Raw genomic sequence first — 24,268 nt, 5'->3', positions numbered from 1 at the left:
GGGTCACGGTGCGGCGGTCAACTGCTTCGCGCCGTAGATATCGAAGTCGAAGTATTTCGCGGCGATCTTCTGGTACGTGCCGTTCGCGCGGATCGCGGCGATCGCGTCGTTCAGCCGCTTCTTCATGTCGGCGTCGCCCTTGCGCAGCCCCATCGCGACGCCATAGCCGGTGATCCGCACGTCGGTCACGTCGGGGCCCGCGAACGCGTAGCCCTTGCCGCGCGGCGTCTTCAGGAACGAGTAGCCTGCCTGCGTCTTGTCCTGGAAGGTCGCGTCGAGGCGGCCGTTGACGAGATCCTGGTACACCTGGTCCTGGTTCTGGTACGAGACGATCGTCACGCCCTTGGTCGCCCATTCGGCCTTCGCGTACGCCTCCTGCGTCGTGCCCTGGTCGATCCCGATACGCTTGCCCGCGAGCGACGCCGCGGTCGGCAGCAGCTTCGAGCCGACCGGCGCGACGAGCGCGCCCGGCGACGCATACAGCTTGTTCGAGAAGTCGATCTGCTTGAGCCGCTCGTCGGTGGCCGTCATCGCGGACATGATCACGTCGAACTTGCGCGCGCGCAGCGCCGGAATCATCCCGTCGAAGCCCTGCTCGACCCACACGCACTTCGCACGCAGTTCCTCGCAGATCGCATTGCGCAGGTCGATGTCGAAGCCGGCGAGCGAGCCGTCGGGCTGCTTCGCCTCGAACGGCGGATACGTGGGATCGATGCCCCAGCGGATCGTCGACGTGTCCTGCGCGAACGACACGAGCGGCGCGAACGCCAGCGCGGTGACGAGGAGCTTTGCAGTGCGGTTCATGGCGTGTCCTTGAAGGTCTCGACGCGGCGGGCGACCGCCGGCGTCCGGTGGATGGCGCCGCGCCGGGATGCCGGCGCGGTGCGCGAAAGACGGGGACTTCGATGGAGCTGCGATGCAGTCTAGACCGCTTAATTTTTGAGCGCAAGCGGGAAGAATCGGGGGCGAGGTGAAGTGAGGCCGGGCGGGGGTGGAAAGGAAGGGATGGCGCTCGGAATACGGCCTCGTGGCGAGGATTTTCGCGGTTTTCGGGTGTTTACCCTGCGCGACGCACGCCTGCCACAGAGCGCGTTTCTCCGGATATCTGCGGTGTGACGATGTCTATACAGGCGCTCGATGCCCAGCCTCGTCCGATCCTGCTCCGTCGGCATTTGCGATCCGACCTATACCACTCTGGAAATCGTTCGAACGCAATAGCTCGTCCAGCGATGCAAGATATACCTTACATTCATGAGCCGCTGAACCCATGCCGGCAGGTCCGCATGCAACTCCACGAAATCGGTCAGGTCGTTGCAAAACGGAGGGCGGAACTCGACCTCACACAGGCCCAGCTTGCCAAGTTCGCCGGGCTGTCTCGGCTCACCATAAACCAGCTCGAAGCCGGCAAGGACAAGGATCTCGGCATCAACAAGCTGATCCCGTTGCTTGGCTTGCTCGGCATCGAACTCACGACGCGGACACGGCCCGCTCAAAACGGTCTCTACAAAGCCGTCGTTAGCGCAAACGTCAGCTACAAGGGCGAATTGACTGAAGGTCTGCTGATCGACGCGTTGGCCAGCGGGCAAATTCCGGCGGGATATGAACCGCACCTCGCCGTCATCCTCGACGAGGTGCCGCTGCCAGTCGTGGTGAAAGCGGCCGAGGAAGCCGCCGAACGCTCGGGCACCCCGCTTCGGACCATCTGGAAAAACCTCGCGGCATGGTCGAAGGCGCTTCATCTCTATCGGGAGGTATGGGTTTGACCGCAGCACCTTCCCGTCCCGGCTGAAACCTACCGCGCCCCCGCCAGCACCCGCCCGATCTCCCCATACCCGCGCCGCCGCGCATGCTGCAGCGGCGTCTCGCCGTTCGAATCCACGAGATTGACGTCCGCGTGCCCGGCGAAACCGCGATTGCCCGCGGCGGACGGCCATGTTAAAAGTCGTCGCACGCATTTGGAAATGAAATGTTCGAATCCGCAAAAGTGCATAAATGAATAGACCCCTGTTCGACCTCGACCTGCTGCGCGCGCTCGTGATGGTCGCCGACTGCGGCAGCTTCACGACGGCCTCCGCGCGCCTGCATTCGACGCAGTCGACGGTCAGCCAGAAGGTGCGCCGGCTCGAGGAAATCGCCGGTCACCGCCTGCTCGATCGCGGCACGCGCGACGTGCGGCCGACCGACGCGGGCGTGACGGTGCTCAGCTATGCGCGGCGCATGCTCGCGCTGAACGACGAGATGCTGGAAGCGCTGTCGGGCGCGACGGTCGCACTGACGATCCGGCTCGGCGTGCCGGACGATTTCGCGGCGGGCCGCACGACCCACGCGCTCGCCGCGTTCAATCGCACACATCCGCAGGTCAAGCTCGAAGTGACGTGCGGGCTGAGCCGCGACGTCAGCGCGGCATACGACCGCGGCGAACTCGACCTCGTATTGATCAAGCAGCGCCGCGACAGCCGCGAGGCCGTCGTGCGCTGGCCCGAGAAGCTGCGCTGGATCGACAGCGCGAAGCATCCGTCGATCGATCTCGACCCGGTGCCGATCGTCGTGTTTCCGCCGCGCGGGCTCTATCGCGACGACATGATCAAGGCGATCGAGGAGCGCGGCCGCCGCTGGCGGATCAGCTTCACGACGTCGAGCCTGAGCGGCATCCAGGCCGCCGTCGCCGACGGGCTCGGCATCAGCGTGCTGCCCGCGCGCGTGGTGACGGACGAGCACACCGTGCTGACCGCGAAGCAGGGTTTCGCGCCGATCGAGCACATGGACATCGCCATCCTGCATCGGCCGACGGCCGACCCGATGGTCAGCGAGCTGACGAAGACGCTCGCGGCGATGCTGGAGCACGAGGAATAGTCGCGCGGCGGGGTTCGCTCAGGAACGAGGAAGGGGGCTGCACGCTCCGGACAACTCAGAACATCGTGTTCCCGTTCGCGGCCTGCTCGGGCACCGGCTGGTTGACGTCCCAGTGCTCGACGAGCTTGCCGTTCTCCAGCCGGAAGATGTCCATGATCGCGCTGCCGCGCGTGCCGGGTTCGCGCACCGCGTGCACGTGCAGGATCACATAGTCGCCGTCGACGAACGAGCGTTTGATCTCGCTGTGCGACTGCGGATACTTGTCGCGCAGGAACGCGACGAACTTGCGAAAGCCGTCGCGGCCGTCAGCCGCGTTCGGGTTGTGCTGCACGTAGCGCTCGCCGACATACGCGAGCGCGGCGTCCGCGTCTTTCTCGTTCAAGCCTTTTTCGTAGAACGCGAGCACCGCCCGCCGATTGGCTTCCTGCTGCGCGTCGTTCGGGCCGGCCGCCACCGCATGCGCGGCGGTCGCGGCGAACAGGGCCGCCGCCATCCATCGAGCGGCCCGTGCCGCTGTCGTGCGTCGCATCGTCGTCTCCCGGGAAATCCGGCTGAAAACCGGATCATACCGGGCCGACGCTGCGCTCAGACCAGCGCGCCGTTACGCGCGACGATCTTCCCCGACGACACGACGAGACGCCGCACCGGCCGCGCGACGACCGCCTCGGCGAAAGTCAGCGCATCGACGAGCACGACTTCCGCACGGTTGCCCGGCTGCAGCCCGTAGTCGGCGAACCCGCAACCGCGCGCCGCGCTGTGCGTCACGCAGTCGAGCGCGACTTCGAGCGCATCGTCGCGGCGGAAATCGTTGCGCATGCCGATCAGCATCGCGCGTTCGAGCATGTCGGGCGAACCGTACGGCGTCCACGTGTCGCGCACGCCGTCGTTGCCGCCGATGACGGTCACGCCCGCCGCGCGGCACGCGGCCACCGGCGGCACGGGCACCGCCGCCGGCGCGGTCGTGACGATCGCGACGCCGAGTTCGGCCATCCGCGCGAGCAGCGCATCGCGCTCGCGTTCGGCGATATCGCCGAGACAGAACCCGTGGCTGATCGTGACCTTCCCCTGCATGCCGTGCGCGGCCGTGCGCTGCAGGATCAGGTCGAGCGAGTACGCGCCCATCGACGCACGCTCGTGCAGGTGGATGTCGAGCCCGCGGCCGTGGCGCTCGGCGATCGCGAACAGCACGTCCACCGCCTCGACCGGATCGCCTTCGATCGCGCACGGGTCGAGCCCGCCGAGCAGATCGGCGCCGGCAGCCAGCGCGTCGGACAGCAGTGCGTCGGTGCCCGGCCGCTCGAGCACGCCCGATTGCGGAAACGCGACGATCTGGATTTCAACCTGCCCGCGCAGCGTCTCGCGCGTCGCGAGCACGCCGTGCAGGTGCCGCAGCCCGGCTTCGGTATCGACGTCGACGTGCGTGCGGACGCGCGTCGTGCCGGCCGCGAGGAACGCGCGCGCGAGCGCGAGCGACGCGGCGCCGGCGTCATGGCCGCTCGTCGCGCGATAGTGCCGTTCGTTCTCGATCCGGTCGACGAGGCGCGGCCCGACCTGGTTGCGATACCACGGCATCCCCCAGTGCGTCTTGTCGAGGTGCGTGTGGCCTTCGACGAGGCCCGGCAGCGCGAGCGCGCCCGCGCCGTCCTCGATCGCGCAGCCGGCCGGCGCGTCGAGCGACGGGCCGACGCGCGCGATGCGATCGCCTTCGATCAGGATATCGAGCGCAGTGTCGGCGCTCGTGCGGACATTGCGGATCAGCAGGTTCGTCATGTCGGTTCCGGTGTGGTCGGTCAATGCGAAGCGGGCACGGCGCGTGCCGTGCCCGCGGTCAGGTCGGTCAGCGCGTGAAGCGCAGCGCGGGGGCGAACGGTGCGCCCGTGTCGCTTTCGCCGCGGCGGAACACCCAGCGTTCGGCCGGCACGCCCGCAACGGCCGCCGCCGCGTTCGGCGCGCGCACCGCGACGAACGTCGCGTCGCAGCCGACCGCGATTCCGTAGTTCTCCTTGCCGATTACGCGTGCGCCGGCATGCGTCGCCATGTCGAGCGCGATGCCGAGCGCTTCGTCGGTGTAGAACCCCGACCGATAACCGACCATCATCGCGCGCTGCAGCATGTCGCCGTTGCCGTACGGCCACCACGCATCGCGGATGTTGTCGTTGCCCGCGAACACGTGCACGCCCGCGTCGCGCAACTGCTGCACCGGCGGAAACGCGCAGTCGCCCGGCGCGTTCGTCAGGATCGACACGCCGGCTTCGGCGAGTGCCGCCGCCGTGCGTTGAACATCGTCGTAGCCGACTTCGCCGAGCGCATACGCATGGCTCACGTTCACGCGCCCGCCGAGCCCCGCCGCACGCGTGCGCGCCGCGATCCGCAGCAGTTGCGCGATGCCCGTTTCGCCCGGCTCGTGCAGGTGGATGTCGATCTTCGCACCGCGCTTCTCGGCGATGCCGAACACGATGTCGAGCTGGCCGCCCGCGTCGCCGTCGAGCGTCGTCGGGTCGATCCCGCCGACCACGTCCGCGCCTTCGCGCACGGCCGCGTCGAGGATGTCGGCGGTGCCCGGGCACGTCACGACGCCGGCCTGCGGAAACGCGACCAGTTCGATGTCGACGATCCCGCGCCACTGTTCGCGCGCGGCCATCACGGCCTGCAGGTTCGACAGGCCCGTCGTCGCATCGACGTCGACGTGGCTGCGCATCGCGACCGTGCCGAATGCGGCGGCCTGCGCAATCAGCGCGTTCGCGCGCTCGACGATCGGCGGCGCGGCCGCGAGCTGGCGCTTCTCGACCGCGAGCCGCTCGCGCAGCGAGCCGACCGGTTCGTGCGGCACCCAGCGATCGCCAACGAAGCTCTTGTCGAGGTGGATGTGGCCGTCGATGAAGCCTGGCAGCACGACGCGGCCGTCGAGGTCGATCGTCTCGGTGCCGGGCGCGGCCGCGCAATCGGCACCGATCGCGGTGAAGCGGCCGTCACGGACGACGAGGTTGACGGGCTGGCCGCCGGCGTCGACGGCGTTGATGAAGATACGATCGGTCATGGCTCGGAATGTGGGGCGGTCGCTGCGCGACACCGGCGCGGACAGGGGAAGGAACCGCAGCCGGCGCGGCGCGACCGTTGGCAGGGAATCCGGCCACGATATCGGACGCCGCCGCCCGAGGCCAATTAAATGTCGCGATGCCGCGCATTCGATTTCGCGATGTGCGGCGCAAACGCCATGCCAGCAAGGTGCGGCGGCGGGGTCCGATCTCGTCGGCGACGGCCTGCATGCCAATGGCCCGTCGGACGACGTCGCGGAAACCGAAGTTTCGGGCGCCGGTATCGAGGGGCCGACCGCCTCGCAAGACACTCCGCCGGACCGCGATCGACGCGCGTCATCGAAGCTGCCGAACGGGCGCCGCCGCCCTTGCCGGGCGTTGCGCGACCGCCCCGCGCAAGCCGCGATTTGCGCGGCAACAGACTTTACACGTTGTTACCCGGCCGCACCGGACGCGCATCCGGCCATTCCTTATACTCACGCCGAGTTCGCCCCCCGTCCCGGAATCCTTCGGCGGACACATTGCCGATTCAGGAAACATCATGATGCGCATGCCTTCCACGAAGACCGTTCTGTTCGCCTCGCTCGTCGCCGTGGCGGCGCTTCCGCTGACCGCCTGCGTCGCGCCCGGTTATTACGGCGCGCAGCCGGGCTATCCGCAGCAGCAATACGCGACGCCCGGCTATGCGCAGCCCGCGTATTCGCAACCCGGCTACGTGCAGCAGCAACCAGCCTATCCGAACCAGGCGCCGCAACCGTACGACCAGTACGGCAACCAGCCGCAATACGGGTCGCAGCCGTATGACCAGTACGGCAATCAGCAGCAGTACGGGAACGGCTACGGCACGCAGTACGGCACCGTCGCGAACATCCAGCCGGTCAACGGCTCGGTCGGCCCGTCGGGCGTCGCCGGCACCGTCGTCGGTGCGCTGATCGGCGGCGTGCTCGGCAACCAGGTCGGCCGCGGTCACGGCCGCGATGCGGCCACCGTGATCGGCGCGCTCGGCGGTGCGGTCGCCGGCAACCAGATCGGCCAGCAGATGGGCGCGGCGCAACCGCCGAGCAGCTACCGGATCGACGTGCAGGTCAGCGACGGCTCGACGCGTTCGTTCGACGTGCAGTCGCCGGGCAACCTGCGGCCGGGCGACCGCGTGCAGATCAACGGCAATCAGTTGTCGCGGTATTGATGCCGATTCGGGGCGCCTGACCTGAGCGGGCGCACCTCGCGCGTTTGATGCCGTGCGCCGGTTCGGCGCGACGGCGCGACGGCGCGCCTGTTTTACGTCATCCTCATCCTTCGCGTCGACGCGGCGCGCATCACGCGCCGCCGGCACATCCGCAATACGCCCTCCTCCACGTCAGCCTCCAGCGCAACGCGTTGCACGACCGTTCCACCGCTCGCCTGCACGGACCGATCGCGTCGCCATCGCACGCGCTCCGCACCGAGCGCGATGCGCGTCGACCGCGCGGCCGCCTGCAGATGCCGCGAACGCCGGTAGACGATTGCCATCGGCACCATCATCGCAGCGCCGGCGACAGCCTGTATTTCGACAGCGCGGTCGGGCACGTGTACCTGAGCCTCGGCGACACCGATGCCGAGGTGCTCGCATGCTGCGTCGACGGCGATACGCGGCGGCCGCGCGACACGATCCGAGGACACGGGCCCGGCGTGGCCGGGACGCGCGATGCGTCGAACGCCGCCACGCGTCATCCGGATTCCGATTAGCATAGGCACGATGCATCCTGCGGCCGCAGCAGCCCGCGCCGGCATGCACAGCCCTCTACCGGAATCCCCTCGATGACGATCACGACCCGCCTGCTCGACGCGGCCGACGCCGCCCGTTTCCAGACCGTCCGCCTGCGTGCGGTCGACACCGCGCCTACCTCCTTCGTGCCGACACTCGACGAAGAAACCAGCGTGCCGGTCGACGAATTCGCGGCACGCATCACGCCGACGCACATGCGGGCCGTGTTCGGCGCGTTCGACGGCGACACGCTCGTCGGCATCACGGGCGTGCGCCGCGATGCGCGCGCGAAGGTCGCGCACAAGGCGACGATCTGGGGCGTGTTCGTCGATCCCGCGTATCGCGGGCGCGGCATCGCGCAAGCGCTGCTCGAAAACGCGACCGAGCATGCGGCGCAGGCGTGGCAGTGCAAGCAACTGATGCTGTGCGTGAACGAGGTCAACGACACCGCGGAGCGGCTGTATGCGTCGCAGGGGTTCGTCCGGTTCGGCACGGAGCCGCGCTCGCTGTTCGTCGACGGCCGCTTCTACGACGAACATCACATGGTCAAGACGCTGGCTTGACGCGTTCAATCAGGTTTGCGTTCGCGTGCATCGACCGCCGCACGCGAACGCCCCTCCCCTCACATCACCGCTTGTCGGTGATCGTCGTGTTGACGGCCTGCCCGGCGATCGTCACGTTCGCCAGCGTCATCGCGCTCACGTTGAACGCATAGATCGGCCCCGGCGACGTGACCGTCGGCGTGCCCGACGCGACCGGCGTGCCGAAGTCGCAGTTGCTGATCGTCACACCGGAGATCGGCCGCACGGCAGGCGCAGGCGGCGTGCCGTTGTAGTCGAACGCGACCGGCCCCTGCGCGACGATCGCCTGGAAGCACGACGCGGTCACGCCGTTCAGCGTCACGTTGCTCGCCTTCACGTCCGAGATCGTCACGTTCTGCACGACCGGCGCGCGCGTGCGCACCGCATCGTTCGCGGGCTGGTAATCGCAGTCGAACGTGACGATGCCGCCCTGCGCGGCCGACGGATTACCGGCCGACGGCGTGACGACGCCGAGCGGCACGCTTGCGTTGATGGGGCTGCCGGCGAGCAGCGCGCTGCCGTAGCCGCCGCCCTTCAGCGTCACGCCGTTCGGCAGCGTGACGCCCTTCACGTGGAAGTCCTTCACGTAGCCGCCGCGATTCATGTTGGTCTTCACGCGGATCGCGATATTCAGCGGGTTGGTCTGCCAGTTCGCGTTCAGCATCGACAGGTTGGTCGCATAGATCTGCTCGACGCCGCCGCCCATCTCGCTGCCGAGCGTGATGCCGCCGTGCCCGCTGTTCATCGTGCAGTTGCGGATCAGGTGCCGCTTCGCCGGGCCATATTCGGTGTCGCGGTCCTTGCCCGACTTGATCGCGATGCAGTCGTCGCCGGTGTTGAACGTGCAGTCCTCGCACAGCACGTCGGTGCACGCGTCCGGATCGAAGCCGTCGTTGTTCGGGCCGATGCTGTTCGTCGTCACGCCGCGCATCACGACATTGCGGCTCGCGGTCGGATGGTGCTGCCAGAACGGCGTGTTCTGCGTCTGGTAGTTCGCCATCAGCACGTTGGTGCAGCCGATGAATTCGACCATGCACGGCCGCAGGTAATGGCCGAGGCCGAAGATGCGCTTCTCGACCGGCACGCCGGACTCGGACAGCGCGGGCAGGTAGTTCTGGTCCTGCTGCCACGGCGTGACCGGCGACGTGAGCAGCGCATAGAGCGCGTCGGGAATCGCCGGCGAGACGATCCGCAGGTCGACGTTGTTCGGATTCGCATACGCCTGGCTCGGCACCGACGCGCTCGCGCCGTACGCGCCCGACGAGCCCTTGTAGGTCCACCAGCAGACGCTGCCGGCGCCGCTGCCGGAGAACGGCGTCATCGCCTGCCCGTTCAGCACCGACGTCGGGCCTTCGCCCGTCAGCGCGATGTTCGTCGCGTTGCGCGCGTAGACCGGCGCACCGTAGTTCAGGCAATCGTTCGCCTGCCAGCGGCTGTAGTACAGGCGGCCGTTCGTGCCGCAGTCGACCGGGCCGTCCTTCGCGTAGTCGGCCGGGTTCGGGCTGAAATAGATCGTGCAGTTCGCGCTCAGGTGAAACGTGACGTTGCTTTGCAGCACGATCGGCCCCGCGCAGTACCAGTTGCCGGACGGTACGACGACCCGGCCGCCGCCTTCGCGGCGGCATGCGTCGATTGCCGCGAGAAACGCAGGGCGCGAATCGAACGCGCCGGGTGCGGTCGTCAGTTCGGAACCCGGGCTCACCGGCGATTTCGCGACGTTCGTGTACGGCGACGTTTGCGCGACCGTCGCGCATGGGCGCGCGCCGTAGTGCGTCACGTCGAAGTCGCGCCCGCGCAGCGCGAGCCGCGACACGTGCGCGAGCGACGCGGCGATGCGCGCCGCCGCACCGTGCTCGCCCCACACGAGATCGACCGCCGACGCATTGGGCATGTGGCCTCCCGCAAACGCCCGGGTGGCCGCGAGCGGTCCGCCGAGCACGGCGCCGCCGGCGAGCGCGCCGGTCCAGCCGATGAATGCACGGCGCGACACCGGCTTCGACGAGGGCAATCGGACGGACGAAGACGAACGGCGGCTGTTTGCGGCCATGGGCACTCCTTCAGTGTATGGGGTATCGATGCGCCGGGCGGCGGATCGCTATTTATACGTCGTCGTACTACAACGTGCAGTCTAAATGCGATGGAAGCCGGACACGTATTTGTCGTTTACCCTGTTTTTACTGAACTAATTCTTCGAATGTGTGCGCCCACTCACATTGCTGATTGGATCTTTAGAGATACGTTGTCGTATGTTTATGCGCAAAAACTTCAACTGAAACGCCCCGGCCGACGACAGTCGCCGGGGCAACAACCTACTCGCCGGCCGCCGCTACCGCACCCGTTGCCGGCTCGCGTCCCGCCGAAGCGGCTGGTTCGAACATCAGCACCAGGTCGCCGCGATAACTCCCGTTGGTCGACGCCGCCCCGCGGGCGACCGGCGCTTGTGCGCTGACCTTCAGGTTGCGGGTTTCGTCGTAGCCGTCAAAGCCGTCGTGCCCGGGCTTGACCAGCGTGATCGTACGAGCGGCGCCGGACGCGATTTCCGCGTCGCCCGCCTTGCCTGTCAGCACGACCGTCGCGTTGGCCATGTCGTCGCGACCGCTCGACAGCCGCAGCGGCTGCAACAGCGTGACGTTGATATCGGGGTTCGTCGTGCGCACGCGGATCGGCAGCGTCGTGGCGAACGTCTGCTGCGCACGGTCCGTCGCGTTCAGTTCGACCACGTCGTACCACGCGGAATTGTCTGGTTTCGAGACGAACAGGCTGTCGCCGATATGCGCCGTCAGCGTGATCCTCTTGACGACCGCCTGCGGCGACGTCGGGCCTGCGTGAGCGATGCCGGCCAATGTGCCGCACACAGCGAGTGCGGCAAGATGTTTTCCGATCTTCATTGTGTTGCTCCGCATTCTGGATGGATGGTTGAAATCCGATCGCCGAGAAACCGGCCCGCTTCGAGTTCACGATCCCGCCATTGCAGGAAAATCCGGTATTCGCTTATCTCTAAATTAACCAGCAAATCCCTGCGGAATTCGAAATGCCCAGCCGCATGCGCGATCGATCAAATCGACCGGACGCACTCGCAACCGCGTATCAAATCCCCGCGTCGGCCAGCAACGACCGACTCTGACGAACACCTCGCGCCACGGCTTGCAATAACGATAGGCCACGAGAATCAGGATAAATATCCATGAAAACCTTCACGATTCTTTCCGGCTTCCATTCACCGGCGCCATCTCCAAATCAAATAAAACTCTTGCGGGAAACACCTGCTGCCACACTCGGCAACGTCATCGTCAATCGCAACGGATATTCGCGCGCTGCCGCTCGCCTCGGTAATTCCGCCCCTGTTCAGCCCCCCGCCGCCCGCGCTATCGTTTCCCCCATCTTCACAGCCCCGGAGCCCCACTTGCCTTCCCGCCACGGAGTCGACCTCATCCGCGCCCGCGCGCTGTTCGATCGCGAGCGCCGTGCGTTCACCGAAGCCATGCCAGCGTCCCGCGCACTGTCCGCGGAAGCGTCCGAGCACCTGCTGTTCGGCGTGCCGTTGCACTGGATGCAGGACTGGTCGACACCGTTCTCGCTGTACGTGAAGGAAGCGCGCGGCGCGACGTTCACCGACGTCGACGGCCATCACTACGCGGATTTCTGCCTCGGCGACACGGGCGCGATGTTCGGCCATGCGCCTGAACCGGTCGCCCGCGCGCTCGTCGAACAAGCCACGCGCGGCTACACGACGATGCTGCCGAGCGAGGACGCCGCGTGGGTCGCGCGCGAACTCGCGCGCCGCTTCCGGCTGCCGGTCTGGCAGTTCGCGCTGAGCGCGAGCGACGCGAACCGCTTCGTGCTGCGCTGGGCGCGCGCGGCCACCGGCCGCAACACGATCGTCGTGTTCAACGGCTGTTATCACGGCACGGTCGACGACGTGTTCGTCGATCTCGTCGACGGCCGCCCCGTGCAGCGCGACAGCCTGCTCGGGCAGTCGTACGACCTGCTCGCGAACACGCGTGTCGTCGAATTCAACGATCTTGATGCGCTCGAAGCGGCGCTGAAGGGCGGCGATGTCGCGTGCGTGCTCGCCGAGCCCGCGATGACGAACATCGGCATGGTGTTGCCCGACCCGGGCTTCTGGGATGCGGCGCGCGAACTGACGCGCCGCTACGGCACGCTGCTCGTGATCGACGAGACGCATACGATCAGCAGCGGCCCGGGCGGCTACGCGGTCGCGCACGATCTCGAACCGGACATGCTGGTGGTCGGCAAGCCGATCGCAGGCGGCGTGCCGTGCGCGGTGTACGGTTTCAGCGCCGAATTCGCGGAACGCGCGAAGCAGGCGAAGCTGAACGCGCCGCCCGGCCATTCGGGCATCGGCACGACGCTCACCGCGAACATGCTCGCGATGCATGCGATGCGCGCGACGCTGGCCGAAGTCGCGACCGACGCCGCGTATGCGCACATGTTCGAACTCGCCGCGCGGCTGGCTACCGGGCTCGAACAGGCGATCGCGAAACACGGGCTGCCGTGGTGCGTGACGCGCATCGGCGCGCGCACCGAATTCCAGTTCGCGCCCGAGCCGCCGCGCAACGGCACGCTCGCCGGCGCGCAACTCGACAGCGAGCTCGAACACATCGTGCACCTGTACCTGCTGAATCGCGGCGTGCTGATCACGCCGTTCCACAACATGATGCTCGTGTGCCCGCAGACGACGAGCGACGACGTCGACAAACTCGTCGCGCAGTTCGACGCGTGCCTGGGCGAACTGGTGTGACGTGATGCGACACGCGTCCGGCTCGCCAGCACGCGCGAGCCGGACTCATGCTTCCGGAGGCTACCTCGGCAGATCCGTCGGATCGACCTGCGTGCCGGACACGCTTGCGGCACGCACCGGGGCAGCGGTCAGCCGAAGCAGGCGGCAGGGCTGTGCGTCCGCCCTGCAAAAAACTGGAATATCGATTTATCGACAGTCAGATTTTGTTCACAAATGCTGACGACCAGTATCTTTTTCTGAAATCGTCAATTTTTCGATAACAACAACTCATGCTCCGTCGCTAGCATAGTCCTTCACACAAGGCTCCATCAGAGAGTCGATTTCGCTATTTGACGGAGACGCCGCTCGATGCAACGCCAGATCCTTTCCATTCATTCGCACTCCATATTTCCTCTTCGTGCCGCGCACCGGCTCGCGCGCGCGTTTCATCCGTTTCATCGTTAACCGACAGCCCACTCGACCATCACGCCTGCGCGGCATCGCACCGAAAGCGACCGGCACGGCTGGCTGCGCGGTCGCCTCGATCGCGCGCGGACCCGGCTGATTCGTTGCGCGCTTGCCAGCTCGTCGGCCCCCTTTCCCTTCCTTCAAATTCAAAGAGAGTGTCCTGATGCAACAAAACGAATCAGATCTACATCGAGGTCTCGGACAACGGCAGATGCGCCTGATGGCGCTCGGCGCCGCCATCGGCGTCGGATTGTTTCTGGGTTCGGCCAATGCAATCAAAATGGCGGGGCCCGCCATCATTCTTTCCTACGTCATCGGCGGCGCGGTCATCTTCGTCATCATGCGCGCGTTGGGCGAAATGGCCGTGCACGAGCCCGTTGCCGGATCGTTCAGTCGCTACGCGCGCAATTATCTCGGTCCACTCGCCGGCTACCTCACCGGATGGAACTACTGGTTTCTCTGGCTGGTCACGTGCATTGCGGAAATCACCGCGGTCGGCATCTACATGGGTATCTGGTTTCCCGACGTGCCACGCTGGATCTGGGCGCTCGCCGCGCTGGGAATGATGGGCTCCGTCAATTTATTGACGGTCAAGGCATACGGCGAACTCGAATTCTGGTTCGCGCTGATCAAGGTCGTGACGATCGTCGTCATGATCGCCGTCGGTCTCGGCATGATCGTGTTCGGCTACGGCAACCATGGCGTAGCGACTGGCATTTCGAACTTGTGGGCGCACGGCGGCTTTCTCCCGAACGGCCTACATGGCGTCATGATGTCGATGCAAATGGTCATGTTTGCCTACCTGGGCGTCGAAATGATCGGATTGACGGCGGGCGAAGCGGCCAATCCGCAAAAGTCCATTCCGAACGCGATCAACTCCGTGTTCTGGCGCATCGTGATCTTCTACGGCGGCGCACTCTTCGTCATTCTGTCGATCTACCCGTGGAACGAGATCGGCACGCAAGGCAGCCCGTTCGTGATGACGTTCGAGCGGCTCGGCGTCAAGACCGCCGCCGGGATCATCAACTTCGTCGTGCTCACTGCAGCGCTTTCGTCGTGCAATGGAGGCATCTTCAGTACCGGCCGCATGCTTTACAGTCTTGCGCAACAGGGTCATGCACCCCGCGCGTTCGGCATGACGACCGCCAGCGGCGTGCCGCGCCGGGCGATTCTCGTCTCGGTGGCCGCATTGCTGGCCGGCGTGCTGCTGAACTACCTCGTTCCCGAAAAGGTCTTCGTCTGGGTCACGTCCATCTCCACGTTCGGTGCGATCTGGACCTGGGGCGTCATTCTCGTTACGCAGATGAAATTTCGCCAGTCCCTCGCACCGACCGAACAGCGCACACTCGGCTTTCGTATGCCGTTCTGGCCTTACGGTTCGTGGTTCGCGTTGGCGTTTCTCGCATTCGTAATCGGATTGATGGCGTACTTCCCCGACACGCGCGTCGCACTGCTCGTCGGACCGGCATGGCTCGTCCTGCTGGTCGCCTTCTACTACGGGCTGAAGCTCGAATCCGCGGTCTCGTCGGATGCGGAGCCGACACTGCGGAGTGAGCGTCAGCGGGCCTGACTGCCACACGATGCGTATCACCGGGAACTCAACGCGCGCCGCGCCACTTCAGCGAAATAACGCGCGCCGACCGGCAGGATCTCGTCGTTGAAATCGTACGCCGCGTTATGCAGCGGCACGCCGCCGCGATCGGCCGCTTCGCCGTTGCCGATGAACACGAAATTGCCGGGCACGGCCTGCAGGAACGCGCCGAAATCCTCGGAGATCATCATCGGCTGCACGTCGGCGTTCACCGCGCCGGCGCCAGCGATATGCGCGGCGGCCTGCACGGCCGTGTCGACCCACTCCGGAGAATTCACCGTCGGCGCGAACTCGTGCGTGTAGTCGAACGTGCAGGTCGCGCCGTGCGTGCGGCAAATCCCTTCGCTGATCTCGCGCATCCGCGTTTCGAGCAGCGCCTGCACGTCGCGCGAATAGCTGCGCGTATCGCCCTTGATCGTCACGGTCGACGGCAGCACGTTGCGCAGCCCGTCGGTGATGAACTCCGTGCACGAGATCACGGCCTGCTGGCCCGGATCGAGATTGCGCGACACGATCGTCTGCAGCGCGAGCACGATCTGCGAGCCGATCACGATCGGATCGATGCCCATGTGCGGACGCGCCGCATGCGTGCCGCGCCCGTCGATCCGGATCACGAAGTTGTCTTCGCTCGCCATGATGCCGCCCGCGCGCGTCGAGAACGTGCCCGCACGCATGCCCGGCATGTTGTGCGCGCCGAAGATCGCGTCGACCGGAAAGCGTTCGAACAGCCCGTCGGCCATCATCGCCTTCGCGCCGCGGCCATGCTCCTCGGCCGGCTGGAAGATGAAGCGCACCGTGCCGTCGAAGTCCTTGCGTTCGGCCAGCAACTGCGCGGCGCCGAGCACCATCGACATGTGGCCGTCGTGCCCGCACGCATGCATCTTGCCGGGCGTGCGCGACACGTGTTCACGGCCCGGCGCGTGTTCGGCGATATTCAGCGCGTCCATGTCCGCGCGGATCCCGATCGCGCGCCGGCCCGAGCCCACCGCCAGGTTCGCGACGAGCCCCGTGCCGCCGATGCCGCGATGCACGTCGAGCCCGAGCGTCGTCAGGATGCGCGCGACGTAGTCCGACGTGTTCACCTCTTCGAAACCCGTCTCGGGAAACTGGTGCAGATGCCGGCGCCAGGTTTTCAGTTGCCCCTGCAGCGTGCTTTCTTCGATTGCGTCCATTGTGTCCATTGCGCTTGCCTCGTCGGTCGTTTTGTCGTTCAGGCCGCTACCGCCGCGCGGTCCAGCCAGTCGCGCTGCCGCGCGAGCACGGCGTCGGCCGTGTCGCCGACGCAGTTCCGGTACACGGACGGCGCCGTCGCGCCTTCCGTATTGATCGCCAGCACGCGCGAGTTTGCGTCGAGCCCCGCCTGCCGCGCGAGCGCAGGGTTGCGCATCAGCACTTCCAGCCCTGCAATGCCGGCCGCACCCGATTCGCCGGCGACGAGCGGCACGTCGCGTTCGCTGCCGGCCGCGAGGCCGCGCATCGCGTGCACGGCGTCTTCATCGTCGATCAGCATGAAGTGGTCGATGCACAGCTCGAGGAAATCCCACGCGAGCGGCGACGCCTCGCCGCATGCGAGCCCGGCCATCACCGAATCGACGCTGCCGGTCGCCTTCGCCGCGCGCCCCGCGAGCGCGCTCTGGTACAGGCAGTCGGCCTGGCGCGGCTCGACGACGATGAAATGCGGCCGCTGCGCGCCATCGCGCTCCCACAGGTAACTCGCCACGCCCGCGGCGAGGCCGCCCACGCCGCCCTGCAGCAACACGTGCGTGAACGGCCGGCCATCGTCCTGCGCCGCCTGCGCGGCGGCCTCGGCGGCGATCACGCCATAACCCTGCATCACGTCGCGAGGAATCGCCTCGTAGCCGTCGTACGACGTATCCGACACGACGTACCAGCCGTTCGCCTGCGCAAGCTGCGCCGCGCATATGACCGACTCGTCGTAGTTCCCTGCGATGCGCACGATCCGCGCGCCGTACGCCGAGATCGCGCGTTCGCGCTCGGCGTCGACATGCGCGTGCAGCACGATCACGCACCCGCAGCCGATCGCGCGCGCGGCGGCGGCCAGCGCACGGCCGTGATTGCCGTCGGTCGCGCTGATCACCGTCAGGTCGGCCAGTTGCGCTGCGTAGCGGCCGGTGACCAGCCCTTGCGGATCGAAATCGTGGGTGCGCCGCAGGCGCTTCACGAGCCGCACCAGCGCGATCGGCGCGCCGAGCGCCTTGAAGCTGCCGAGCGGCGAGCGGCACGACTCGTCCTTCACGCTCACGCTCGCGACGCCGAGCCGCGCGGCGAGGTCCGGCAACGCGCGCAGCGGCGTACGCGCGTTGCCGACGAGCGGCCAGTGCGACAGCCACACGCCGCTTTCGTCGGCCGACGCGATGTTCATCACGCGGCGCAGCGCGTTCGGATAGGCGGCGCGCGACGCGCGGGGGTTGGCGATCAGCATGGCGAAAGGCTCCGGAGCAGGACCGCGCCGGCGGTCCGTCGGGTGGGTCGGATCGGGCAAGCGCGGGTTGCGTTCGCCGTCGGTCCGAAAAATAATATTGCGCGGGATGATCAATAAAATCGCCAAATCGACCATTCAGACGCAAAAATTTCTCATTCTTTCGACGTTCCAGACCACCATGCCCCCCTCTCTCGATGCGTTCGATCGCAAGCTGTTGATGGAAATCCAGCGCGACGCGCAGACGCCGCAAACCGAGCTCGGCGCACGCGTCAACCTGTCGACCGCGGCCGTGAACCGGCGCCTGCGGCGTCTCGCGGAAGACGGCGTGATCGAACGCTATACGGCCATCGTCGCGCCGGACAAGGTCGATCATCCGCTGACGATCGTCGTGAACGTCGAGGTCGAGAGCGAGCAGATCGACCAGCTCGACGCGATGAAGCGAACCTTCGAGCGGTGCCCGCAGATCCAGCAGTGCTACTACGTGACGGGGGAATGGGATTTCGTGCTGATCCTCGCCGTGCGCAACATGGATCAGTACAACGCGCTCACGCGCGAGCTGTTCTTCGCGAACAACAACGTGAAGCGGTTCAAGACGCTGGTGAGCATGAGCCGCGTGAAGGTGGGGCTCGAGGTGCCGGTGGCTCTGGACACGTAGCGCTTAATCCAGGATATCAAAAGCAGCTAATCCACGTTATTGTGAATAAATTCACTCACGCGCTCCATCAATTCCGAGCATGGGTTGCTTCGGAAGATTCGTGTCGCCATATTCACTGGATCGCCGAAGAAGAATCGCTCGTAGAGGACCTGACGACCAGCGAATGCAGAAATTGAAGCGTCCCACGCTAGTCGGTACAGATCAATCTTGTCTGCCGCCTCCAGTCTCATGCCTTGAAAATATTTATCGATCTCGCCGCGCATCGGCCCATCCAAATCCTGGCTCGTCGGCAATGCCACTAAACCGCTAGCACCAATCTGCTGCACGACTTCCACGATCCGGGGGTATATGCGAGGAAACAAGAACCGAGCAGCCTCTAGCGGCTCCCAATCAGGAACCAGAACACCAAAATCGTTTGGCCTTGCTCCGGCCTCGGAAGCTGCCTTGAACGCCTTCATAGTTTGCCAGCCAGCCCAGACATCGGCCATCTTATCGTGAATATGCTGAAATAACTCGAGCCCGGAACCGCGAATCATCAGGGAAATAAGTCCGAGAAAGAACTCCACTTTGACAATATTCTTGCACACCACTTGATAGGTGATGTGTGCGGTTGCTCCGGTCGCGTCGTAGAAACGATTGCATATATCTATATCACGATAACAAAATACCCTCTCCCATGGAACGAATACGTTGTCAAACAGTGCTACGGCATCCATTTCCTCGTATCGTGCACCAAGAGGATGATTTTTTCGTCCCATCCCATAATCAAGGGACTCGCGACAGATGAACTTCAATCCTGGGGTACAGGTCGGCAGAACGAACGCAAATGCATACGCTTTCGACGCATCCGAGACGTCCAGCAACCTTGCCGGAAAGACCGCAATCTCATCGGCAAAAGGAAGTGTAGCAATCAACCTAGCACCTGTTATATAGATGCCAGCATCTGTTTCTCTTGTAACATGGGCGGATACAGTCGGATCATCTTGAAATGCCGGTCCGACGCGACGATTTGCTCGCGGATTCAAGAGAGTGTGTGTGAGAGCAAGATCATTGTCCCGCACAAACCGAAAATACTCCCTGACATTACCGGAAAATCCCCGCCCCCCGATGTCAAAAAAATCCGCGCATCCTGCGAACGAAGCAATTGATCTATTTAGGTAAGCCGGATCACGGCCGAGCATACCTTGACTAAACTCAGCGCCAGTAAGCAGCGCCTTACCAACGGCCAACAAATCACTTCGACTCTTTGTGATGGAAAAGGACCTGCTTACCCTCCTACCATCAATAGTCTCCAACATAAATTCACTGTGATCCCATTGGTAGTCGTAGAGCGCAGCGAGTGTCTCTACGCCATTTCTGAGCCCTGCGGTATCTCGAATGCTTGTGACCCGCTCACCCTGATACCAAAGCTCTGGAGGATAGTTCTCGAGACGCTGCAAGAAATTCACCCCTTTTCTTGCACCTTGGTATTCATCGTCAAAAAGCGAGCGACATGGACATAGTTTCCTTATTTCTACAAGCATCGATCATCATCAAGACTCCTGCTTATGATCGATATCTTCAATGCAGAGCTTTGCGATCTGCCAACGATTGTCGACGACCAACCACAATTCAAAGAAATAAAATTGACTGGCTATCGCGTCATTTTTTTTGATTTTCGCCGAACCGGATACTGTGCCCCAGTACTTACGCTCCTGCATCTGGTCGACCACTTCGGTATACTCGACATTATCCGCGCGTCTGTTTGGAAATTTTCTTCGACTTCGCTCTATGAACTCAATTTCCTCAGACTTCGATATGCTCCGCCCATTTCTAATCACGAAAAACAAAGGAATCTCAAGATAGTCAAGCCAATCCACCTCTCCATGCAAGTAAGCATTAATCCAAACCTCCCGAATCTGCATTATCGAGTATTTATTTTTCGTACCCAAAACAATATAGAAATCCTAATTGACACTGATCGACCCGCTCGTTCGCGCGCGCTTTGCGTCACACATGCGCTCGCCTTCAATCTGGGTAAGCACCAATTTCTATAGCTTCTCTACAAGCGGCACCCGCGGTTGCCGACCGAAACATGTATTCATCATCCAATACATCGCATGCCATGAGGCATAGCGTAATCCGACCTTCATTATCGTTGTACGTGATGCACGCATCAAAGCGTCGGAAAATTAAACTCGGCTTTTCTTTCGCGCCACTGCCCACGCAACTCGTCAAGTAACATTTCCATATCCAGCTCTCCTATCGCATCGACTATCCTCTCCTTCAGCTCACGCGCCTCGGCTGTAGTCGTCGAATAGTTCACCTTGTCGCGAAAAAAGCGACTCTTAGCTAGCTCGTCGATGAATAGCTTCAGCACATCCGCCCTTCTGACGAAATCGAGACCAATTGTCACGTGCATCGAAATATCGCTAATAGCCTCGACGTCGTGCCAATATCCGAAAGGCAAGTACAAGCCATCACCCGTGGATAGCGTGTATTCTTTAAGTGGTTCCCCCTTAGGGAGCGGAAAATGAAAACTCTTATCCCCTCGATTCGGCGAGTGGTATGTAGGTGCATATACTACCCATCGTTTGACACCATGAATCTGTATGGCAAAAACATCATGGTCATCGAAGTGACAACCAAATCCGCCTGGCCCCTTGGGTGAGACATACAAGTTGGCCCACGTCCGGCAGCAAAACGAATCGCTGATTTCCTCTGTCAGCGCACTAACACCCGGGAAGAATGCTTCACAGTTGTCAATGATGATTGCGCAACCATCGCTCAGTACCTTGCGCAGTACGCCAGGAACCACTCTTGGTCGTCGCTCCCCCCGTTCCGAGATCGAATAGCGCAGGAATCCGTTATAGCCGCGGCTGTAGTCATTGCCTGCAGCAGCAATCCGGATCCTCGGATAATCGATCAGCCCACTCGATAAGAGCGAATTGACTTCATCCCAAGTGGCGATTCGATCGACGTTTATCGAGTCGAATGCATAGGGCCGCAAATTAAGCCCCTCAGACAAGAAATCTCCGGAACTAAGCATGCTACCTCCCACGCTTAATATGAATCTCGCCGCCAAACTCCTCCATGACGTGCGAGTTAATCGTTGAACTAGAATTAAAAACTGCCTCTGGACGCTGATGCATAATCACGAATATGACAGTGCTATCCGCGAGGCGCACTATAGTACCTGCAAGATCGGAGGCTCTCTTTTCGTCCAACCCGGAAAATGGCTCGTCAAGTATCAAGATGTCACATTCTTGCAGCAATCCCCTGGCGATAACCAGTCTCTGGCGCTCCCCGCCAGAAAGTCGACCACCCTTTTCGCCCACGACATATTCGAGATCGCCCGTAAATTTGTGAAGCCCAACCTTTGTAAGCGTATCGACGATTTCTTCTGGCGTAGCACCGCGTTTACCATAGCGAAGATTTTCGACGATAGACTCATTGAAGATGATATTGTCTTGAGAAACATAACCCATCTTTTTCAACAACAAATCCGAATCCAGACCAATTACGTCAGCACCATTTATAAGTAATTGCTCTGCCGAAGAGCGAATTTCTCCGCGCATTGCACGTGCAACAGTACTTTTTCCAATTCCACTTGGGCCACGCAGTATGTTCAACGAACCCAGTTCGATCGTGATATCCCCGTTGATTGGCGGCATGTTTCTGTTCGATGAGTCTGCCATTCTGAAATCTCGAAAGGAAAATTTATATCGGCCTCCATCCAACACCGGACAACCCGCATCACAATTTAAATCCCCCTCAATTCTCAATCCTTCCGAAATCCTCAATATATCAATCTTCGCACCGAGAACATTACGATAATTGAATCCAAGCGCATTGATCTGAGAAATCAATTGCGCCAACCCGGTCGCAAGCATGACAACGACTCCAATCGAATCCCCCCCCTGTCCGTAGTACAGCATGAGACTCGCGAAACACACCACCAGACATATAACAGAGGAAACAAGACTGTCAACAAATAGCCTATTTGAATTCCCATCCTTTCTAATTTCCAGCTTTGCCAGCAATGCATGGTGGCGATTTATTCTTTCCGCCATAACAGCGGGGGAAATGGAATCCGAATTGATAAAGCTGTCGTGCATGAATGCCGAACATTCAGCATCCAATTTTACGATATCCCTCATCAACGGCACTCGCCTCTTCGTGACATAGATGACAAAAGCAGAGTAAACCACCGCGAACGAAATCAAAATCGCGCCCGCTCGCCACCCCACAAGCCAAACCGAAAATAGCGTGACGGACACAATTTCAAGCGTGATCGAAAGCAGTGATCTTAAAGTGTTGTTTAACAGAGCTCGTACTGAAGCAACCGCCTCCTGGATTTTCTTTTGATATTCTCCGGAATTCTTATGGCTAGCATTACGGTAATCCATTCGCACAACGTGCTCATACCATCTGTCACGGACGTCGCTTTCGATTCGATTCGCGAGCTTATTCGAAACCAATGTCCCGCCAGCACCCGCGATTGGGAGCAAGAATCTTTGCAACGAAAATAGTGCAATAAAATAAAAAATCACATCCTGCCTTCCGTGTTGCAGGCCGTCCGTCAACCACTTCAACATCGCGCCAAACGACGTATTTAGCACCGCACTCAAACACGCAAGGACCAGCACAGCACTAAAATACCACCTATAAAGGACCAGCAATTTATAAATATACTTAGACACACGCCACCCTTTATTTCATTTCACCCAAACTGCTGCCCCAAGCTTGATTGCGCACACCATCCATTCAGGGCAGCTGATCTTATAGGCCACTCAACATCATGCATAAAGATCACGTGAAGAGTTGCAGGTGCAATACATACCGCATCCTCGTCTACCACAGCCCATCGTAATTTCCGATTTTTTAACGATTTCCGATATTAATTCGCCATTTGTCATTCCCAAGGTCGATTGCAAATTCATTGACACCCCTGATTTATCAGGCGCACCATGATTGATCGATCTTTTCAACACATTCATTTTCTTTAACGAATATTTCTCCCCGTACTCCACATACCACTTCCTGAGCGTCTCATCCCCAAATGTTGAGCCAATGAAATTGAGCTGCTGCTCCAGACGAGCTCGATTATGATCCTTCAGAGTTGTGCCACTCTGAACTAGCTTCTTTATTTTCTGGGCCAAATGCGCCGAACAGAATGGTATGTGATGAAGCGTCTTACCAAAAAAATGATGGCAAAATTTCTCATAGTCCTTTGTGAAAAGAATAAAGTGATGCCACATCTTATCTATCATCAGAATCGGCTCATCAACCTCAAACTCAACGCATTGCTTTTGCGCATACTCCGATACAAAAAGAAATTTCTTTGTTTCAGAGAAGATATCGATCGCCTCCGCTTCCTCGACATCCCACTCATCTCTGAATTTCCCAATCACACCCTCATGCTCGTATCGAGCCAATGCTTCCGGATACAAGAAATCGACAACGTTATAATTGCAATCCACGACGGCACTCATAGGTTCTCCAATCTGAATAATCATCCGAATAGATACGAAGACACACTTGCCACAACGTCACAATGCATTCTTGCGAGAGTGCCGCCTCGAAAAACACAAGTCCATAAGACAAGTTCGAAATGCTCATTAATAATTTCCAAATTTCATTCAAAAAAATGAAATTATTGGTTGAGTTATTCAAGAACAATAAATATGTGGCTTGACTGACCGGTGTGTCAGGGCTATGAGTTCGTTCAGAGGAAAGCCGGCGCAGTAACCTATCTATCGTGCAACACGAACAACATACGTTGGAGAAACGTCGGGATGCACAATTGATCGATATTCGCTGCACGATTTGTGCAAAGCCCTGAATATAGAAACCCTGTCAAGCGTCGCCGGACGGTTGTACGCCGCTATTGCCTCCTGCTCTGAGACGTTAAGAGCAGAACCGCGCGCGTAGTTCAATCGTGAGAGTTAGCCCGGCAGATATCTCTTCCCGGCATAGATGGGTCAATTGAGTACGTTGCCGAACGCGGTACTGTGAGGAATGAGGTCAAACCGCTCACACACGACTCGGCGTGCGATTTCCTCGGGGGACGATCACTATCGGTCGATGAAAGGAAGCGCTGACGTTAGATTGACGGACGCCTCTTTGGGCGAGATAGCGACTCGATGCTGGCACTCGAGCAGAATCATCAGCAGAA

At 61.8% G+C, this 24,268-nt stretch carries 20 protein-coding genes and 1 pseudogene; 8 read left to right on the top strand and 13 right to left on the bottom strand.

The genetic code is table 11. The features are described 5' to 3' along the window. Positions 1 to 3 precede the first annotated feature (3 nt). Positions 4 to 804, bottom strand: a complete 801-nt coding sequence (locus JYG32_RS28445) for an ABC transporter substrate-binding protein (RefSeq protein WP_213265823.1) — start codon at positions 802 to 804, stop codon at positions 4 to 6. A gap of 479 nt (positions 805 to 1,283) precedes the next feature. On the opposite strand from JYG32_RS28445, the gene JYG32_RS28440 reads away from it, so the two are divergent. Continuing rightward, a complete protein-coding gene (locus tag JYG32_RS28440; RefSeq protein ID WP_213265822.1) occupies positions 1,284 to 1,763 on the top strand; it encodes a helix-turn-helix transcriptional regulator in 480 nt (159 codons plus the stop codon). Between the two features lie 229 nt (positions 1,764 to 1,992). After that, on the top strand, positions 1,993 to 2,853 hold the full coding sequence (locus JYG32_RS28435) for a LysR family transcriptional regulator (RefSeq protein ID WP_174379500.1): 861 nt from the start codon (positions 1,993 to 1,995) through the stop codon (positions 2,851 to 2,853). 55 nt (positions 2,854 to 2,908) lie between these two features. Here the strand turns inward: JYG32_RS28435 and JYG32_RS28430 are convergent, their stop codons facing one another. The 3 genes from JYG32_RS28430 to JYG32_RS28420 form a co-directional block, all read right to left on the bottom strand. Further along, positions 2,909 to 3,382 carry a nuclear transport factor 2 family protein gene (locus JYG32_RS28430; RefSeq protein ID WP_213265821.1) on the bottom strand — a complete coding sequence of 158 codons (474 nt, stop codon included), beginning with the start codon at positions 3,380 to 3,382 and terminating at the stop codon, positions 2,909 to 2,911. A 56-nt stretch (positions 3,383 to 3,438) separates the two neighbouring features. Next, a complete protein-coding gene (locus JYG32_RS28425) occupies positions 3,439 to 4,623 on the bottom strand; it encodes an amidohydrolase family protein (protein WP_213265820.1) in 1,185 nt (394 codons plus the stop codon). A 67-nt stretch (positions 4,624 to 4,690) separates the two neighbouring features. Beyond that, positions 4,691 to 5,890, bottom strand: a complete 1,200-nt coding sequence (locus tag JYG32_RS28420) for an amidohydrolase family protein (protein WP_213265819.1) — start codon at positions 5,888 to 5,890, stop codon at positions 4,691 to 4,693. Between the two features lie 539 nt (positions 5,891 to 6,429). On the opposite strand from JYG32_RS28420, the gene JYG32_RS28415 reads away from it, so the two are divergent. The 3 genes and pseudogenes from JYG32_RS28415 to JYG32_RS28405 all read left to right on the top strand — a co-directional run bounded on the left by JYG32_RS28415 (position 6,430) and on the right by JYG32_RS28405 (position 8,195). Continuing rightward, positions 6,430 to 7,074: a glycine zipper 2TM domain-containing protein gene (locus tag JYG32_RS28415; RefSeq protein WP_213265818.1), complete on the top strand. Its 645-nt coding sequence runs from the start codon at positions 6,430 to 6,432 to the stop codon at positions 7,072 to 7,074. A 344-nt stretch (positions 7,075 to 7,418) separates the two neighbouring features. Then, positions 7,419 to 7,538, top strand: a pseudogene (locus tag JYG32_RS28410) (transcriptional regulator); the annotation flags it as partial. A gap of 147 nt (positions 7,539 to 7,685) precedes the next feature. Then, entirely contained in the window at positions 7,686 to 8,195 is a 510-nt protein-coding gene (locus JYG32_RS28405) for a GNAT family N-acetyltransferase (RefSeq protein WP_213265817.1), read from the top strand. 64 nt (positions 8,196 to 8,259) lie between these two features. Here JYG32_RS28405 and JYG32_RS28400 read toward each other — a convergent pair whose 3' ends face one another. Then, positions 8,260 to 10,260 carry a glycoside hydrolase family 28 protein gene (locus JYG32_RS28400; RefSeq protein ID WP_213265816.1) on the bottom strand — a complete coding sequence of 667 codons (2,001 nt, stop codon included), beginning with the start codon at positions 10,258 to 10,260 and terminating at the stop codon, positions 8,260 to 8,262. Between the two features lie 262 nt (positions 10,261 to 10,522). Beyond that, positions 10,523 to 11,101: a CS1 type fimbrial major subunit gene (locus JYG32_RS28395; protein ID WP_213265815.1), complete on the bottom strand. Its 579-nt coding sequence runs from the start codon at positions 11,099 to 11,101 to the stop codon at positions 10,523 to 10,525. Positions 11,102 to 11,616: 515 nt separating this feature from the next. Between JYG32_RS28395 and JYG32_RS28390 the strand changes: the two genes are divergently transcribed. Beyond that, positions 11,617 to 12,975: an aspartate aminotransferase family protein gene (locus JYG32_RS28390; RefSeq protein WP_213265814.1), complete on the top strand. Its 1,359-nt coding sequence runs from the start codon at positions 11,617 to 11,619 to the stop codon at positions 12,973 to 12,975. Positions 12,976 to 13,585: 610 nt separating this feature from the next. Then, positions 13,586 to 14,992, top strand: coding sequence for an amino acid permease (locus JYG32_RS28385; RefSeq protein ID WP_213265813.1), 1,407 nt, complete (start codon positions 13,586 to 13,588; stop codon positions 14,990 to 14,992). A gap of 17 nt (positions 14,993 to 15,009) precedes the next feature. On the opposite strand, the gene JYG32_RS28380 is transcribed toward JYG32_RS28385, so the two are convergent. After that, a complete protein-coding gene (locus JYG32_RS28380) occupies positions 15,010 to 16,194 on the bottom strand; it encodes a M20 aminoacylase family protein (RefSeq protein ID WP_213265812.1) in 1,185 nt (394 codons plus the stop codon). A 29-nt stretch (positions 16,195 to 16,223) separates the two neighbouring features. Next, on the bottom strand, positions 16,224 to 17,456 hold the full coding sequence (locus JYG32_RS28375; RefSeq protein ID WP_213265811.1) for a diaminopropionate ammonia-lyase: 1,233 nt from the start codon (positions 17,454 to 17,456) through the stop codon (positions 16,224 to 16,226). A gap of 178 nt (positions 17,457 to 17,634) precedes the next feature. Here JYG32_RS28375 and JYG32_RS28370 point away from each other — a divergent pair, with 178 nt between their 5' ends. After that, positions 17,635 to 18,111 (top strand): Lrp/AsnC family transcriptional regulator, encoded by a 477-nt coding sequence (locus tag JYG32_RS28370; RefSeq protein WP_213265810.1) that lies wholly within the window; start codon positions 17,635 to 17,637, stop codon positions 18,109 to 18,111. A 26-nt stretch (positions 18,112 to 18,137) separates the two neighbouring features. Here the strand turns inward: JYG32_RS28370 and hpaB are convergent, their stop codons facing one another. The 5 genes from hpaB to JYG32_RS28345 all read right to left on the bottom strand — a co-directional run bounded on the left by hpaB (position 18,138) and on the right by JYG32_RS28345 (position 23,585). Further along, positions 18,138 to 19,559, bottom strand: coding sequence for a 4-hydroxyphenylacetate 3-monooxygenase, oxygenase component (gene hpaB / locus JYG32_RS28365; RefSeq protein WP_249744680.1), 1,422 nt, complete (start codon positions 19,557 to 19,559; stop codon positions 18,138 to 18,140). Between the two features lie 84 nt (positions 19,560 to 19,643). Further along, positions 19,644 to 19,823: a hypothetical protein gene (locus tag JYG32_RS28360; RefSeq protein ID WP_213265808.1), complete on the bottom strand. Its 180-nt coding sequence runs from the start codon at positions 19,821 to 19,823 to the stop codon at positions 19,644 to 19,646. A 443-nt stretch (positions 19,824 to 20,266) separates the two neighbouring features. After that, entirely contained in the window at positions 20,267 to 21,139 is an 873-nt protein-coding gene (locus tag JYG32_RS28355; RefSeq protein WP_213265807.1) for a JmjC domain-containing protein, read from the bottom strand. A gap of 1 nt (position 21,140) precedes the next feature. After that, positions 21,141 to 22,793, bottom strand: a complete 1,653-nt coding sequence (locus JYG32_RS28350) for an ABC transporter ATP-binding protein (protein ID WP_213265806.1) — start codon at positions 22,791 to 22,793, stop codon at positions 21,141 to 21,143. Positions 22,794 to 22,889: 96 nt separating this feature from the next. Continuing rightward, complete coding sequence (locus JYG32_RS28345; RefSeq protein WP_213265805.1) at positions 22,890 to 23,585, bottom strand: hypothetical protein; 696 nt, start codon at positions 23,583 to 23,585, stop codon at positions 22,890 to 22,892. Between the last annotated feature and the right edge of the window lie 683 nt (positions 23,586 to 24,268).

The organism is Burkholderia pyrrocinia (assembly GCF_018417535.1).
GTDB lineage: Bacteria > Pseudomonadota > Gammaproteobacteria > Burkholderiales > Burkholderiaceae > Burkholderia > Burkholderia pyrrocinia_E.
Note: the sequence above shows the minus strand (reverse complement) of the source record. Positions and strands in the feature narration are given on the sequence as shown.